Annotated in this window: 13 protein-coding genes and 4 tRNA genes; 5 read left to right on the forward strand and 12 right to left on the reverse strand. The window is 51.4% G+C overall.

The genetic code is table 11. The annotated features are described in order from the left end of the window. Positions 1 to 44: 44 nt before the first annotated feature. The 9 genes from LVJ88_RS09345 to LVJ88_RS09385 all read right to left on the reverse strand — a co-directional run bounded on the left by LVJ88_RS09345 (position 45) and on the right by LVJ88_RS09385 (position 7,631). A tRNA-Cys gene (locus LVJ88_RS09345) sits at positions 45 to 118 on the reverse strand. Positions 119 to 162: 44 nt separating this feature from the next. After that, positions 163 to 238: transfer RNA gene (locus LVJ88_RS09350), tRNA-Gly, on the reverse strand. Positions 239 to 259: 21 nt separating this feature from the next. Continuing rightward, a tRNA-Gly gene (locus LVJ88_RS09355) sits at positions 260 to 335 on the reverse strand. A gap of 27 nt (positions 336 to 362) precedes the next feature. After that, a tRNA-Gly gene (locus LVJ88_RS09360) sits at positions 363 to 438 on the reverse strand. 81 nt (positions 439 to 519) lie between these two features. Further along, positions 520 to 1,086: a CDP-diacylglycerol--glycerol-3-phosphate 3-phosphatidyltransferase gene (gene pgsA / locus LVJ88_RS09365; protein ID WP_054600247.1), complete on the reverse strand. Its 567-nt coding sequence runs from the start codon at positions 1,084 to 1,086 to the stop codon at positions 520 to 522. A 426-nt stretch (positions 1,087 to 1,512) separates the two neighbouring features. Further along, complete coding sequence (gene uvrC / locus LVJ88_RS09370; RefSeq protein ID WP_085360230.1) at positions 1,513 to 3,348, reverse strand: excinuclease ABC subunit UvrC; 1,836 nt, start codon at positions 3,346 to 3,348, stop codon at positions 1,513 to 1,515. 254 nt (positions 3,349 to 3,602) lie between these two features. Then, positions 3,603 to 5,411: an aspartate--tRNA ligase gene (gene aspS, locus LVJ88_RS09375; RefSeq protein WP_085418974.1), complete on the reverse strand. Its 1,809-nt coding sequence runs from the start codon at positions 5,409 to 5,411 to the stop codon at positions 3,603 to 3,605. A gap of 97 nt (positions 5,412 to 5,508) precedes the next feature. Continuing rightward, on the reverse strand, positions 5,509 to 6,183 hold the full coding sequence (locus tag LVJ88_RS09380; RefSeq protein ID WP_054600264.1) for a DUF502 domain-containing protein: 675 nt from the start codon (positions 6,181 to 6,183) through the stop codon (positions 5,509 to 5,511). A 308-nt stretch (positions 6,184 to 6,491) separates the two neighbouring features. Next, on the reverse strand, positions 6,492 to 7,631 hold the full coding sequence (locus tag LVJ88_RS09385) for a phospholipase A (protein ID WP_054600244.1): 1,140 nt from the start codon (positions 7,629 to 7,631) through the stop codon (positions 6,492 to 6,494). Between LVJ88_RS09385 and LVJ88_RS09390 the strand changes: the two genes are divergently transcribed. Beyond that, positions 7,631 to 7,771 (forward strand): hypothetical protein, encoded by a 141-nt coding sequence (locus LVJ88_RS09390; RefSeq protein ID WP_158087951.1) that lies wholly within the window; start codon positions 7,631 to 7,633, stop codon positions 7,769 to 7,771. The genes LVJ88_RS09385 and LVJ88_RS09390 overlap by 1 nt on opposite strands. 142 nt (positions 7,772 to 7,913) lie before the next feature. On the opposite strand, the gene rpsT is transcribed toward LVJ88_RS09390, so the two are convergent. After that, complete coding sequence (gene rpsT / locus LVJ88_RS09395) at positions 7,914 to 8,177, reverse strand: 30S ribosomal protein S20 (protein WP_054600263.1); 264 nt, start codon at positions 8,175 to 8,177, stop codon at positions 7,914 to 7,916. A gap of 187 nt (positions 8,178 to 8,364) precedes the next feature. Continuing rightward, positions 8,365 to 9,342: an IS30 family transposase gene (locus LVJ88_RS09400; RefSeq protein WP_085418660.1), complete on the reverse strand. Its 978-nt coding sequence runs from the start codon at positions 9,340 to 9,342 to the stop codon at positions 8,365 to 8,367. A gap of 239 nt (positions 9,343 to 9,581) precedes the next feature. Between LVJ88_RS09400 and LVJ88_RS09405 the strand changes: the two genes are divergently transcribed. Then, positions 9,582 to 10,733, forward strand: a complete 1,152-nt coding sequence (locus LVJ88_RS09405) for an extracellular solute-binding protein (protein WP_085418874.1) — start codon at positions 9,582 to 9,584, stop codon at positions 10,731 to 10,733. 27 nt (positions 10,734 to 10,760) lie between these two features. On the opposite strand, the gene LVJ88_RS09410 is transcribed toward LVJ88_RS09405, so the two are convergent. After that, positions 10,761 to 11,687, reverse strand: coding sequence for an AraC family transcriptional regulator (locus LVJ88_RS09410; RefSeq protein WP_085418875.1), 927 nt, complete (start codon positions 11,685 to 11,687; stop codon positions 10,761 to 10,763). Between the two features lie 110 nt (positions 11,688 to 11,797). Here LVJ88_RS09410 and LVJ88_RS09415 point away from each other — a divergent pair, with 110 nt between their 5' ends. The 3 genes from LVJ88_RS09415 (at position 11,798) to LVJ88_RS09425 (ending at position 15,868) form a co-directional block, all read left to right on the forward strand. Beyond that, positions 11,798 to 12,133 carry a carboxymuconolactone decarboxylase family protein gene (locus tag LVJ88_RS09415; RefSeq protein ID WP_054600241.1) on the forward strand — a complete coding sequence of 112 codons (336 nt, stop codon included), beginning with the start codon at positions 11,798 to 11,800 and terminating at the stop codon, positions 12,131 to 12,133. A gap of 330 nt (positions 12,134 to 12,463) precedes the next feature. Continuing rightward, a complete protein-coding gene (locus LVJ88_RS09420; protein WP_054600240.1) occupies positions 12,464 to 12,955 on the forward strand; it encodes a DUF302 domain-containing protein in 492 nt (163 codons plus the stop codon). Positions 12,956 to 13,462: 507 nt separating this feature from the next. Beyond that, positions 13,463 to 15,868 carry a DNA translocase FtsK gene (locus LVJ88_RS09425; RefSeq protein WP_085418876.1) on the forward strand — a complete coding sequence of 802 codons (2,406 nt, stop codon included), beginning with the start codon at positions 13,463 to 13,465 and terminating at the stop codon, positions 15,866 to 15,868. Positions 15,869 to 15,941: the final 73 nt, after the last annotated feature.

The following is a 15,941-nucleotide window of genomic DNA, read 5'->3' on the forward strand; positions in this document are numbered from 1 at the left end:
CCTTATCGCATAAACACTCTGCCACCCCGCCATGAGGGTTTGATTGGAGGCGGAAGTCGGAATCGAACCGGCGTACACGGCTTTGCAGGCCGCTGCATAACCACTCTGCCATTCCGCCTAAACTTTACAAGCCGTTTAAGTGGTGTAAACGGCTTGGTATTTTGGAGCGGGAAACGAGTCTCGAACTCGCGACCTCAACCTTGGCAAGGTTGCGCTCTACCAACTGAGCTATTCCCGCTTTGGCTCAAATGTAAATTGTTGGAGCGGGAAACGAGTCTCGAACTCGCGACCTCAACCTTGGCAAGGTTGCGCTCTACCAACTGAGCTATTCCCGCATTTGAATTACATTTGAAGTTAAACTGTGGAGCGGGAAACGAGTCTCGAACTCGCGACCTCAACCTTGGCAAGGTTGCGCTCTACCAACTGAGCTATTCCCGCTTTGAACTTTTGCTTACTGCTTTGCAAAAGAGAAGGCCATTATAGTGTCTGAAATTTTGCTGTCAAGCATTTTGTTGGTATTTAATGCTTAAATTCGTTCCATGCCATTTTCAAATAATAGAACATCGACCATAGTGTTAACACAGATGCGATAAACATCAATATGTTACCGATGCTGATAAGGTTAAAGCCGTAAAAGTCTTGCAATCCGATCAGCAACAGCAAAATAGCGGCCATTTGTGCGGCGGTTTTGAATTTGCCGATGGTGGCGACGGCTACGCTGTTGCGCTTGCCCATTTGTGCCATCCATTCGCGCAATGCTGAAATGGTGATTTCTCTGCCGATGATGATCATGGCGAAAATGGCATAGGTTCTGCCTAAGCTAACCAGCAGCAACAAGGCTACGGCAACCATCAGTTTGTCGGCAACGGGATCGAGAAAAGCGCCGAAATCGGAGGTTTGCTTCCAACGGCGCGCTAAAAAACCGTCGAACCAGTCGGTAACGGCGGCAATGGCAAAAATCACGGCGGCTGTCCAATTTACGGTTTGTATGTCCAGCCATTCTTTGGGCAGGTAAAACAGGAGTGTGAATACCGGAATCAGCAATACGCGCATCCAGGTAAGGAAAATGGGAACATTCCAGGGCATGATTTGTGGCTTTCTGTGTTTTGCTGCTGATATAGCAATATAAACTTATTTTTGATGCAAGGCGGCAAGCCGCAAACAGTATGGGTAATATAAAACCGATTCTGTTGCCGCTTTAGCGGCTTGTTCCATCGTTCTCTTTGAGCTAAGGCACAGCAACGCCGTAGCGGAAATAAAGTTTATTTGCTATATGCCTGCGTGTTTTCAGACGGCTTGTATGATGGGTTGATATGCCTCCGGCCGTCTGAAAAGTGTGTGCAGAAATTTTATTATTCAAACACGCAACGGCGGTTTGCTAACCGCGGCTGCATTCGGTTGATGCCGAATTATAGCGAATTTAAGGGCTTGCTTGTGCGGGTTATCGTGTGGCCGTCTGAAAAATAAACCGCACGGCTGTATTCCGCCTTATCTAATATGTATATTTTTCAATTAGTGCAGGCTTTCATAAATTTTTTCGGCCAAGGCTTTGCTAATGCCTTCTACTTGAGCCAAGTCTTCTACGCTGGCGGCTGCTACGCCGCGCAGCCCTCCGAAACGGGTAAGCAATGCTTGGCGGCGTTTTGCGCCTATGCCGGGGATTTCGTTTAATGACGACGTTACTCTTGTTTTGTCGCGTTTTTTGCGGTGTCCGGTAATGGCGAAACGGTGGGATTCGTCGCGCACGGTTTGTAGCAGGTGCAAGGCGGGGCTGTTGGGCGGCAGGCGGAAGGTTTCGCCTGTGAACGGCAAAATCAGTTCTTCCAAGCCGGCTTTGCGTTCGGGGCCTTTGGCGATGCCGATGATGGGGATGTGCAGGCCGAGTTCTTCCCACACGGTTACGGCCATGCCGACCTGCCCTTTGCCGCCGTCGATTAAGACGGCATCGGGCCATTTGACGGTTTCGCCGTTGGCTTCGGCTTCGACCATTTTGCCGTAACGGCGGGTAAGCACTTCGCGCATGGCGGCGTAGTCGTCGCCGGCTTTGGCGGTGGTGATGTTGTAGCGGCGGTACTGGCTCGGTTGGATGTTTTGCTCGTCGTACACGACGCAGGAGGCGATGGTGGCTTCGCCCTGCGTGTGGCTGATATCAAAGCATTCGAGGCGTTGGAGGCCGTCTGAATCCATGTTTAACACGCGTGCTAGTTCTTCGATGCGGTGTTGCTGGTTGCTGTGCTGCAAGCGGTGTTGGGCAATGGCGAGTTTGGCGTTCTTCTCTGCCATGTTCAGCCAGATTTTGCGCTCGCCTATGGTTTTTGTAACGAATTGGATTTGCTTGCCGTGTTCTTCGTTTAAGGCCGTCTGAAGAACTTCGGGCAAAGTGAAGTTGCTGATGATGATGTCGGGCTTGCTTTTTCCTAAATAATGTTGGGCGACAAAGGCTTCGGCGTAATCCTGCCCGTTGGGTTCGGGGTCGTTGCGCACGTCGGGGAAGAAACTTTTGTCGCCGACATGCCGCCCGCCGCGGATGCTGACCCAATGGATACACACGCTGCCTTGTTCTACCACCAGCGCCAGCAGATCGATATCGTTGGGATTGTTGGGATTTTTGCTGTCGATAAACTGCTGGCTTTGCACTAATCCGAGCGCTTGGATTTGGTCGCGGTAGCGGGCGGCTTCTTCAAATTGCAGCGCGGCGGCGGCCTGATTCATTTTGTGGTGCAGGGTTTGGGTGAGTTCGCCGGTTTTGCCGTTGAGAAAGGTAACGGCTTCGCGCACGCTGGCTTGGTAGTCTTCGTAAGTGATGTGGCCGACGCACGGGCCGGAACAGCGTTTGATTTGATACAGCAGGCAGGCGCGGTCGCGGTGTTGGAATACGCTGTCTTCACAAGTGCGCAGACGGAATACTTTTTGCAGAATCTGAATGCTGTCGCGCACGGCGTAGCCGTTTGGATAAGGGCCGAAATATTGGTTGGGCTTTTTAAGCGTGCCGCGGTAATAGGCCATTTGCGGGAACTCGTGCCCGCTCAGCATCAGATAGGGATAGCTTTTGTCGTCGCGGAAAAGGATATTGTATTTCGGCGATAAGGCTTTGATTAAATTGTTTTCCAGAATCAGCGCTTCGGCTTCGGAACGGGTAACCGTGGTTTCGACCGAATGTACTTGTTTTACCATCAAGGTGATGCGCGGAGAATGGTCGCTTTTCTGAAAATAGCTCGACACCCGCCTTTTCAGGTTGACCGCTTTGCCGACATACAAAACCTGCCCGCTTTTGTCGAGCATGCGGTAAACGCCCGGCAGAGTCGGCAGGTTTTTTAAAAAAACGGTTAAGTCGAACGGAGTGGACACGGCAGAAGGCAGATTCAGGTTTCAGACGGCTTGAATTATACGGGAAATTATGTATTGCGCGCAGGAAGCAGTCGGCAAGCTATCGAGAATAAATGGGGTGCTACAAACGCTTTTTTTGGATTGAGTAGAAATTTTGAATAGCCAAATCTCTTTTGAAACATCGTATAGCAAGCCGGCTTTAAAAAGACTTGGCTTTTATGAAAAGGCCGTCTGAAAAATTTTCAGACGGCCTCGGTTTTTTCAATTAAAGAATCTTATGCTTCTTTGTTTTCAGTCGCTTTCGCACGCAAGCGCAGGCTTAACTCGCGCAGTTGTTTCTCGTCAACCGCATTCGGCGCATTGGTCAGCAAGCATTGGGCGCGTTGGGTTTTCGGGAAAGCAATCACGTCGCGGATGGATTCGGCACCGGTCATCAACGTAACCAAACGGTCTAAGCCGAAGGCCAAACCGCCGTGCGGAGGTGCACCGAATTTCAGGTTATCCAGCAGGAAGCCGAATTTTTCCTGTTGCTCTTCAGGGCTGATTTTCAGGGCGGCAAACACTTTTTCCTGAACGTCGGCGCGGTGGATACGGATAGAACCGCCGCCGATTTCCCAGCCGTTCAACACCATATCGTAGGCACGCGCCAAGCAGTTTTCCGGGTCGGTTTCCATCAAGTCTTCATGACCGGGCTTAGGCGAAGTAAACGGATGGTGCATGGCGGCATAGCGGTCGTTTTCTTCGTCGTATTCGAACATCGGGAAATCAACCACCCACAACGGTTTCCATTCGTCCACGAAGTAACCGTTTTCCGCGCCGTGTTCATGACCGATTTTGATACGCAACGCACCGATGGCTTCGTTCACAATCTTGGCTTTGTCGGCACCGAAGAAAATAATGTCGCCGTTTTGCGCTTCGGTTTTGGCAATAATTTCTTTCAGGCAGTTTTCAGACAGGAATTTCACAATCGGAGATTGCAGGCCGCTGTCTTCGCCGTTGGTGATGTTGCTCACATCGTTCACTTTGATGTAAGCCAAGCCTTTCGCGCCGTAGATGCCGACAAATTTGGTGTATTCGTCGATGTCTTTGCGGCTTAATTTCGCACCGTTGGGCACGCGCAAAGCCACCACGCGACCGCCTTTCATATCGGCTGCGGCACGGAATACTTTGAATTCTTCGGTTTTCATCAACTCGGTCAGCTCGGTGAATTTGAGCGACACGCGCATATCGGGTTTGTCGGAACCGTAGTAGAACATGGCTTCGGAGAACGGCATGCGCGGGAAGTCGCCCAATTCCACGCCCAACGCATCTTTGAACACCTGTTTAGCCATGCCTTCGGTAATATCCATGATTTCATCTTCGTTCAAGAACGAAGTTTCGATATCGATTTGGGTAAATTCGGGCTGGCGGTCGGCACGCAAGTCTTCATCACGGAAACATTTGGTGATTTGGTAATAACGGTCGAAACCGGCCACCATCAGCAGTTGCTTAAACAGCTGCGGCGATTGCGGCAAAGCGAAAAATTCGCCCGGGTGCACGCGGCTGGGCACAAGATAATCGCGCGCGCCTTCGGGAGTGGAACGGGTCAGCATCGGCGTTTCGATGTCGATAAAGCCTTGTTCGTCGAGATAGCGGCGCACACCCATAGCCACTTGGTAGCGCAGGCGCAGGTTGCGCTGCATTTGCGGACGGCGCAGGTCGATCACACGGTTGGTTAAGCGTACGTTTTCGCTGATGTTTTCGTCGTCGATTTGGAACGGAGGCGTTGCCGCGGCATTTAAGATTTCGATTTCTTTGGCCAAAATTTCGATTTTGCCGGAAATCATTTTTTCGTTGGCCGTGCCTTCGGGGCGGTTGCGCACTTTTCCGGTAATGCTTAAAACGTATTCGTTACGGGCTGAATCAGCCGTTTTGAATGCTTCGGGGGTGTCGGGATCGATAACTACCTGCACAATGCCTTCTCGGTCGCGCAAGTCGATAAAAATAACCCCGCCGTGGTCGCGGCGGCGGTGTACCCAGCCTTTTACGGTAACGGTTTGGTCTAAGTATTGTTCGCTGATTAGGCCACAATAGTTGGTACGCATAAATTCACCTTAATTAATTAGAATCAATTATTTGTTGATATGTTTGGATTTTTTGGATTTAAAGCCCGAATAAGCAATGCCGTCTGAAACATACGGTTCAGACGGCCTTATCTGTTACTCCGCCCGCCTGCTCTGCCACCTCATTGGGCAGCACCATGCCGAGTGAAATAATGTATTTCAAAGCGTCGTCCACGCTCATATCCAACTCGCGGACATCGCTTTTTTTAACCATGATGTAATAGCCGCCGGTAGGGTTCGGCGTAGTCGGCACATATACCGAAACATACTCTTCGCCGTTTAAACTGCGCGCAACCGCAGAAGGAATGCTGCCAGAAACAAACGCGATGCTCCAAATATCCGGCTGCGGAAAAGGAACCAATACCGGCGTTTTGAAGGAACGGCTGTTGTCGGACAATAACGACTCCGACACTTTCTTCACGCTGGAATAAATCGACTTCACAACGGGAATGCGGCCGAGCAGATGATCCCAAGCCGCAATCATTTGCTTACCGATCACATTGGCACCGAACAGGCCGGTAATAAACAGAGCCAGCACAGTCACAATCACACCCAAGCCGGGAATATTGAAGCCGAGAAAATGTTTCGGCTGCCAATGCGCAGGCAAGAGATTAATCAATTGATCGGATGCAGACACGATATAGGTGATGACCCATAACGTTACCGCAATCGGCAGCCATACCAAAACACCGGTAATCAGATATTTTTTCAAAGCTTTGCCGATTCCGCCGCTTTCCGCTGCATTTTTGGCCATCATTCATGTTCCATTCAAGGTAATTAATCTTGCCCAAACGCGGCATTATACGCGCTAGAGCGGTAATAAACGAGTGCCGCGCCATAAAATGCGCAATTCGGGCTATGCAATCAACCAACTTATTTTTAATACAAAACAGCAAGCCGAAGGCGGTGCAGGCAGTGCGGAACCGATTCTGTTGCCGCTTCAGCGGCTTGCACAATCGTTCTCTTTGAGCTAAAGCGTAAAAACACCGTAGTAAAAATGAAGTTGATTAACTATAGTAAAACCTTTGGCAGAATAGGCATCGGCCGATGCCGGGCGATATTTTAAAAACCGTCCCAATCGTTCAGCATTACCCCGAAGCCCACACTGTTGTGTTTGTGGTTGTAGTCGAGCAGGCTTTCGCCGTAACCGTGGAATCCCTGCACATAGGCTTTGAGCTTGCCTTTGATCGGAAACGTATAATCTGCCTGCACGCCGCCTTTTCCGGTTTTGGGATTGTAGCGCATGGTTGTTGCGATGGTTTGCTTGTCATTGAAACGGTATTGCAGTTTCACATCACCGTAACCCATGTAATCGGAAATATCGGGGTTGTCGTCTTTATCACCGTTTTGGTCGAACATTCTTGCCCACACGCGCGGAATCACGGTTAATTTACCCCACTCCAAACCTGCCATCCCGTATACACGGTTCCATGAGCGTGACAAAGGGCGGCTTTGGCCGTTCGACTGATGCACCACACCCAACCCCAACATACGCAACTTACCCCCGCCGGGCAGATCTGCTTTGACCGGTTGGGTAATGAAAATCTCCGGGGAATAATCATTGTTGCGGAAAGGTGCCGATTTCTCACCTTGACTCCACAGCTGCCAGTGCGCGGTTTGGGTGTAGCCGAACCAAACATCCGAGCGGGTTTTAAACACATCCTCCATCAGCTTGGTTTTAAACGATACCTGCATCTTGGTTTCCAAACGCTTCTGATCTTTCGCACGCGGATCATCGGCTGCCCCCCGCGTTTGCGAAGACGGCCGGTAATTCGGGCTGCTGTTATACCAAGCCGGCAACAGATACATGGGATTATGCTCGCGAACCGACAACAAACCGCGTGTATCGTTCTGATCCAAATCGTACATCAGGCTCAAAGGCGTATAAGCATCGGCCGCCTGCAATAAGGCTTCGGTAGGCTGTATGCCTGCCGTCTCAGGCTCGCTGAACACAATCGCCGCTTCTTTTTTGGCCAAACTTTCATCTACCGTTTTAACCAAATCTACCGATTTTGAGGGTTGCTTTACCGGAACCGGCGGCATTTGCGGTGGAAACTGAGCCGCATACACCTTATCAAAACAGGCCAAACGCAAGGCATTGTCTTGTATCAATGTACATTGCAAAGCCTCGTTACCCGATGAAAAAGCAGGAGCGGAAGCGGCAATGGCCGCTCCGGACATTAAAAGAAAGCGTTTCAACATTGTATCAATTACCTGTTCGCGCAACGGCTGAGCCCAACATCCGGTTGCCTACTGCCGGTAAAACTATCGAACCCACCCGCCCGATTGAAACATTGCTGCCGTCTGAATATTCAGACGGCCTGCATCAACCGATGCTTTAAACATTACAGTTCATTATCTGTATATACAAAACAATCACCAAACAAATGCCCCGAGAAACCGTAACCGCTTTCCGGGGCATTTGATCAATAAAACAAACCGGCACCTGCTTTTTGCAGCGGCAAAAAGCAACCGTTTGCCGAATTAAGCCAGAGCTTTAATTTTGGCAGACAGACGGCTCTTGTGGCGGGCTGCTTTGTTTTTGTGGTAGATGCCTTTATCGGCAATACGGTCGATAACTTTTACAGACTCTTGGAATACTGCTTGGGCAGCGGCTTTGTCACCCGCTTCGACAGCTTTCAGAACTTTCTTAACCGCAGTGCGGAAAGCAGTACGTTGGCTGGCGTTGTGGGCACGTTGTTTAACCGACTGGCGGGCACGCTTACGGGCTTGTGCGCTGTTTGCCATATTGAATATCTCCTGATTAAAATCAAATTTAATTTCGTAAACGCGCAATTCTAAAGATTTCACCATGTATACGCAAGCGTTTTAACTAAAATGTGCCGATTCAGCGGTTTAAGTTGGGCCTAAAACGACACGCCCCCGGCAGGCTGCGCTTTTCTTCTTTGTTTTCAGACGGCCTTAGATTCTAATTTCAAGTGCAACACTCAGGCAGTAGTGGTTGGAACAGATTCAAGAATAGAACACTTGGCGTTTCATAGCCAAGTGTTTTTCTTGGCCGGTGGTTCAGCTCATCCTGAACCCTACGTATTTCCCGCTCACTAATGTTGCGGAAATCCGTTTGTTTGGGGAAGTATTGGCGGATGAGTCCGTTGGTGTTTTCATTCAGCGCCTTTTCCCAAGAACGGTAAGGACGGCAGAAATAGGTTTCAGCCGCCAATGCTTTGGCTATTCGGGTGTGGCGGTAGAATTCCTTGCCGTTATCCATGGTGATGGTGTGCACCCTGTCTTTATGCGCCCTCAGCGCCCGAATGACGGCATTGGCCGTATCTTGGGCTTTGAAGTTCTTCAATTTGCAGATAATGGTGTAGCGGGTAACCCGTTCGACCAGTGTCAATAATGCGCTTTTCTGATCTTTGCCGACGATGGTGTCGGCTTCCCAGTCGCCTATACGGGATTTTTCGTCGACGATGGCGGGTCGGTTTTCAATGCCTATGCGGTCGGGTACTTTGCCTCTGCTCCATGTGCTGCCGTAGCGTTTACGGTAGGATTTGCTGCATATTCTGAGATGCTGCCACAAAGTGCCGCCGTTGCTTTTGTCGTCGCGCAGATAGTTATAGACGGTGCTGTGGTGGAGTGTGATTTGGTGGTGTTTGTGCAAATAGGCGCACACTTGCTCGGGGCTGAGTTTGCGGCGGATGAGGGTAGCGATGTGTTGGATCAGCTGCGAATGGAGCTTATAGGGCTTTCTTTTGCGCTGCTTGGTAAGCCGGCTTTGCTGTTGGGCTTTTTCGGCACTGTATTGCTGCCCTTGCGGGCAGTGCCGTTTGATTTCGCGGCTGATGGTGCTTTTATGGCGGTTAAGCCGTTTGGCGATTTCGCTGATGCTGTGGTGGCGGGACAGGTATTGGATGTGGTATCGTTCGTCTTGGGTCAGTTGTGTGTAGCTCATATGCAATCTTTCTTGCAGGAAAGGCCGTATGCTACCGCATACTGGCCTTTTTCTGTTGTGGAAAGTTGCACTTCAAATTTGAATCCGCTGGCCTCCCCCGTTTTCTTTGCTCCGCCCCATCTATATCACTTTGATTTTTATTAAGCATTCATTTACAATACGCCACACGCCGCCGCCGGGGTTTATATGGGGCTGCGGCTTTTTTTCATTTCAACCCTTTCATTAGGAAAACAACCCGTATGAAAAAATCAGTATTAGCCGTTATTGCTGCCCTTTCATTGGCAGCCTGCGGCGGACAAAGCGAGCAGAAACCCGCCCAACCTCAAGCAGATGCAGGCTCTGCCGCTGCTGCCAATGCCGGCCTGCCCGCAACCGACACACTCAACATCTACAACTGGTCTAACTATGTTGACGAAAGCACCGTTGAAGACTTCAAAAAAGCCAACAACCTGAAGCTCACCTACGACCTTTATGAAAACAACGAAGCCCTTGAAGCCAAAGTGTTAACCGGCAAATCCGGTTACGACTTGGTTGTGCCCGGCATCGCTTTCCTGCCGCGCCAAATTCAGGCCGGTGCTTACCAAAAAATCCACAAGGATTTGATTCCGAACTACAAAAACATCGATCCCGACATGCTGAAAATGTTGGAAACCGCCGATCCGGGCAACGAATACGCCGTGCCCTATTTCTCCGGCGTGAATACTTTGGCCATTACTGCCAAAGGCAAAGAAGTGTTGGGCGGCCAATTGCCTGAAAACAGCTGGGACTTGCTGTTCAAACCCGAATACACCAACAAACTGAAATCTTGCGGTATTGCCCTGTGGGATACCCCGAGCGAAATGTTCCCGATTGTGCTGAACTACTTGGGCAAAGACCCGAAAGGCAGCAGCGCGGACGACATCAAAGCCGCCGCGGCGACTCTACAAGCCATCCGCCCCGACGTGAAACGTTTCAGCCCGTCGGTTATCGACGAATTGGCCCGTGGCGACGTATGTTTGGCAGCCGGTAACGGTGGCGATCTAAACATGGCCAAAGCGCGTTCGGAAGAAGTGAAAAACAACGTAGGCATCGAAGTGCTTACACCTAAAGGCATGGGCTTCTGGATTGAATCTTGGCTCATTCCTGCCGATGCGAAAAACGTAGCCAACGCCCATAAATACATCGACTACACACTGGATCCCGAAATTGCCGCGAAAAACGGCAATGCCGTAACCTTCGCACCGGCCAGCCTGCCTGCCCGCGAAAAAATGGATCCGGCTTTGGTAGCCACCCGCTCGATTTTCCCGAATGCGGATGATGTGAAAAACGGTTTCGTGATGCCGCAAATGGACAATGATGCGAAAAAATTAACCGTGAACCTGTGGCAAAAAATCAAAGTAGGCTCCAATTAAGCCCTGCTCTGTTTATCGCGAACAAACCTATTTTTCAGACGGCTGCACTATGCAGCCGTTTTTTCGATATTGTCCCGGCGATACGCCGTATTGCTTTTTAAAGGTTTTGCCGAAATGTGTTTCCGACTGGAACCCCACCGACAAAGCCACAGACAATATTGAATCGGCAGTTTGCTTGAGCAAAACGGCAGCCTGCTGCAAACGGATACTGTTAACGAAAGCATGCGGGCTGACACCGATTTGCTGCTTAAACAAACGCATCAGCTGTGCTCTCGACACATTTGCCGCAGCCGCCATCTCCTGCACACTCCAAGCCTTTTCCGGTGCGGTCAATACCGCCTGAACCACCGCACGCAAGCGCGGATGATGCCAACCGTTGAGCGTACCTGCGGGCAGTTTTCGATTCTCTTGAACAAGATATGCGCGCATCAGCATTACCAGCAATACCGAAGACAAGGCATTCACAACCGTTGCCGAGCCTTTATCCGAGCGTTCCGCCTCATATTCCAACATGGCGGTTAAAGGTTGCAGGGCGGCGCGGTCTATATTCAGATGCACGATTTCAGGCAAACCATCGATTAAATCGGCGCGGCTGTCGTATTCAAAACGGGCACAAAACAGATTCAGGCTCCGGCCTTGCGAACCACGCTTCTTCAACGTGAAAATCCCATTTTGAACCCAATACGGTGTATCTTCGGTATTGTTGCAATCCCTGCTGCTGCTGATGGTATGCCCTGCGATACGCGGAAAAAACACAATATCACCTGCCGTGAGCAACCTGCTTTCCGCCTCTCCGTCAACCCGCAGATACCCCTCTCCCTCCGTAACGATGTGCGCCAAACCCCGCGCACGTTTCGGCTCTTGCCTGACATACCAGCTGCCTTGCAGACGGCATTGCACATCGACGCTGCCTTTGATTTGCGCCAACTCTACCAATTTATCGAAAATATCCATTTTTACACCAAATGTTGAGACGATTTGCAGATTATTCTAACCTGTTTTCCGTACAATATCCTTTTGTCACGTTCCAGAAGACAAGCCTGAAAAACACAGAAAGGAAAACCATGTTTCAAAATTGGCCCGAACATACCGCCCACGTTAAAAAATCATTTGCCGCATTAGGCAAATCGCACCCCAAAATGCTGCAAGCCTACGGCTCGCTCGAGCAGGCGGCGGCTGCGGAAGCACTCGATGAAAAAACCCGCGAACTGATTGCCATTGCCGTAGCCATCACCACCCGTTGCGAAAGCTGCATCAGCGTTCATGCCGAAAAAGCGATTAAAGCCGGTGCAACCGAAAGCGAAATTGCCGGCGCGCTGGCTACTGCCATCTCGCTCAATGCCGGAGCGGCCTACACTTACGCCCTGCGCGCACTTGAAGCAATCGAAACCCAACGCTAACCGGTTGGCATACAATCTTGTTTACCTTTTCAGACGGCCTGTAAGAAAATCTCTGTGTGGCCGTCTGAAAACGTATATAGGGCAAGTAAACTTATTTTTGATACAAGGCCGCCAGCCGCAGACAACACAGAAGGCGCAGCAACGCGGTAGTAAAAGTTAAGTTGATTGACTATATACGCTGCAATTCAAGCAATATTGATACACAACATGGAGCAGACGGGTTAGTATTGCCAAGCTGCAACCGTTTGTTACACCGATTCTCCCCCAGCCCGCATTGCCGCAGCTATTATCCGTGTTCGGGCTGCCGTTTTTATGCAAAGGAATCCTGCTATGAAACTTCTGAAAACCGCCTTGTTTATTACCACAGCCGCCGCGCTGACTGCCTGCGCCCAAACACCCCATAAAAGCGGCCACCGCCATCATCACGGTAAACACATGATGCAGCCCACCCATACCGTAGTGAGCAAATACAATTTTAACGATACGGTGAACCGTCTCGAGCAAACCATCAAACAAAAAGGCATGACGCTGTTTACCGTTATCGACCATCAAGCTGCGGCACGGCAAAACGGTTTAACCATGCAGCCGGCCAAAGTGATTATTTTCGGCGCACCCAAAGCCGGAACGCCCTTAATGGTTAAAGACCCCGAATTCGCCCTGCGCTTACCCCTGCGCGTGCTGGTTACAGAAACCGAAGGCAAGGTCAAAGTGGTATTTAACGACACCCGTGCCTTGATTAAAGGCAGCCGCATCGAATTTGCAGAAGTGGAAAATACTTTGGCCAACGCCGAAAAGCTGATCCGCAAAACCGTAAGCGAATAAACTCTGTATGATTAAAGCAGCCGTATGCCATACACCGCATACGGCTGTTTTAATATTGGTGATTGAAATCTGCCCGCACAGCCGGCGCAGGATATTTCCGCATCACAAAAGCACCTCCAAGCCACAACAGGCCGAGACCTTTGCAAAACCCCCAGATGCGGATGCAGTTCAAGGCGTAGCAGCACAGCGAGTGCAGACATATCATATAGATAGGCAAACGAGCGAGCAGCGCACAACGCAGAAATGCGCCGCAGATGGGGGTTTTGCAAAGGTTTCAGGCCGTCTGAAACCGCTTTTCCCCTCTTCCCGCCGCACACTTCCATCCCGCCCTTCATACAGCATATCTATTGTATAATTTCGCTTTTTCCGCACCGCCGCCGCAGTTGACGCACCCCATCGGTAAACTTAATCTGCATTGAGGCGGTCAAACTGCATTTTGCCGCCGCGCTGAATCTTTTGGCAGCTCACACAGCCTGCTTTCAGACGGCCTCCGGATACGATTGTTTTATGGCTACCAAATCCCCGAAAACCACTGAAAAAACCGCAGCGAAATCCAACGCCCGCAACAAGAAGCCGTCTGAAAGCGAGCTTCGTCCCGCCAAGCCGCCGCGCCGTGCGAAAGGCGTAACCAAAAACCATGCCGCCAAAAAACGCCCGCAACATGTCGTCAACCTGATTAACGATACTTTATGGCTGCTCGGCCTGCTGATAACCGTTTACGTTACCCTGTCTTTGGCCAGTTTTACGATGGACGACCCTGCATGGTCGCGCAGCGTGCCGCCTTCCGACGAAGTACACAATCTCGGCGGCTTGTTCGGGGCTTACCTTGCCGACATCGGCTATTACCTGTTCGGGCTGTCGTTTTGGTGGTGGGTCGTTGCCGCCAGCGTTTTGCTGTATAAAAATTTCCGCCCGCTGCACACCCCCGAACGCAAACCCTACAATTACATGATTGCGGCTGCCGCTTTGGGCATACTACTGCTGTGCGGCCCCATATTGGAAGTGTTTTCGTTCCAAAACCGTCTCGACGAATCTTTACCCGTCGGTGCCGGCGGCCTGATCGGTTCATTCGCCGCCAAAGGCTTGAGCTGGTTGCTGGGCACATCGGGCAGCCTGCTGATTATGCTGGTGGTTTTGCTACTGGCCTTATCGCTGCTGGCACAAGTTTCGTGGCTGGATGTCCTTGAAAAAACCGGTGCCAAACTGGAATGGTTTTGGATGAAGCTCACCCGCAAAGAACACAAATACATCAAAGACCTGCCCGACGCCAAAACCACCCGCCGCATGGTGCGTGAAGCGAAAAACATCACCGCCGAGCCGGTAGAACAAATCGAAGGCACCAGCAGCAACCGCAAAGTGGCCGTATCGGTCGCCCCGCCCGCGCCCGTCCAGCCCGCCTTGTTCGACGAAAAAGGCGAAGCGGCCGAACACCAGCACAGCGGCGAATACACCAAACCTTCGCTGCACCTGCTGCGCCTGCCGCAAGGCGAGCCGCCGGTGGTCAATCCCGACAAGCTGCAACAAACCGCCGAACGCATCGAAGCCAAGCTGGCGGAATTCGGCATTGGTGCGCAGGTGGTTTCCGCCACGTCGGGGCCGGTGATTACCCGCTTTGAAATCGAACCGGCACAAGGCGTGAAAGGCAGCCAGATTGTCAACCTTTCCAAAGACTTGGCACGCTCGATGTCGTTACAGGCGGTGCGGATTGTCGAAACCATCGCCGGTAAAAACACCATGGGTATCGAGCTGCCCAACGAACGCCGCCAAGACGTGATGTTGAGCGAAATCCTTTCCTCGCCCGTGTTTACCGATGCCAAGTCCAAGCTCACCGTTGCACTGGGTAAAGACATTGCCGGCATTCCCGTAGTAGGCGATTTAGCTAAAATGCCGCATTTATTGGTCGGCGGCATGACCGGCTCGGGTAAATCGGTGGGCGTAAACGCCATGATTTTGTCGATTCTGTTTAAAGCCACGCCCGAAGAAGTGCGCTTTATCATGATCGATCCGAAAATGCTGGAATTGAGCATTTACGACGGCATCCCCCACCTGCTCTGCCCCGTAGTTACCGATATGCGCGAAGCCGGCCAAGCGCTCAACTGGTGCGTGGCAGAGATGGAAAAACGCTACCGCCTGCTTTCGCACGCCGGTGTGCGTAATATCGAAAGCTTCAACAAAAAAGTGGCCGATGCCAAAGAAGCAGGCAAACCGCTGCTCAATCCGTTCAGCCTCAATCCCGACGATCCCGAACCTTTGGACAAACTGCCGATGATTGTGGTGGTGATCGACGAATTGGCCGACCTGATGATGACCGAACGCAAAGCCGTCGAGCAGCAAATTGCCCGCCTCGCCCAAAAAGCCCGCGCCGCAGGTATCCACATGATTGTGGCCACCCAACGCCCGAGCGTGGACGTGGTTACCGGCCTGATTAAAGCCAACATCCCCACCCGCATGGCGTTTACCGTGCAAAGCAAAATCGACAGCCGCACCATTCTCGACCAGATGGGTGCCGACGAACTGCTGAAATACGGCGATTCGCTGTTCCTGCAACCCGGCAACGCCGAGCCGACCCGTTTGCAAGGTGCATTCGTATCCGACGACGAAGTCCATCAGATTGTCGCCCACGTCAAACGCCAAGCTCCGGCCAACTATATCGAGGGACTGCTCAGCGGCGAGGCGGCGTTGGAAACCACCAATATCGTCAACCCTAATGCCAACAGCGACGAACTGTTTGATCAAGCCGTGGCCTTTGTATTGGAAACCCGCAAAACCTCGATTTCTTCCCTGCAACGCCAGCTCAGAATCGGCTACAACCGCGCCGCCAACCTGATGCAGGCGTTGGAAGATGCCGGTGTGGTTTCGCCCGCAGATGTCGGCGGCAGCCGTAAGATTTTGGCGCAGAAAGACAACCTTTAATTTTTACCCTCTAGGCTGAGACCTTTGCGGATACCGTTTCAGACGGCATCGGCAAAGGTCTCAGGCCGTCTGA

The sequence above is a fragment of the Neisseria dumasiana genome (genome assembly GCF_022870885.1).
In the GTDB taxonomy this organism is placed as follows: domain Bacteria; phylum Pseudomonadota; class Gammaproteobacteria; order Burkholderiales; family Neisseriaceae; genus Neisseria; species Neisseria dumasiana.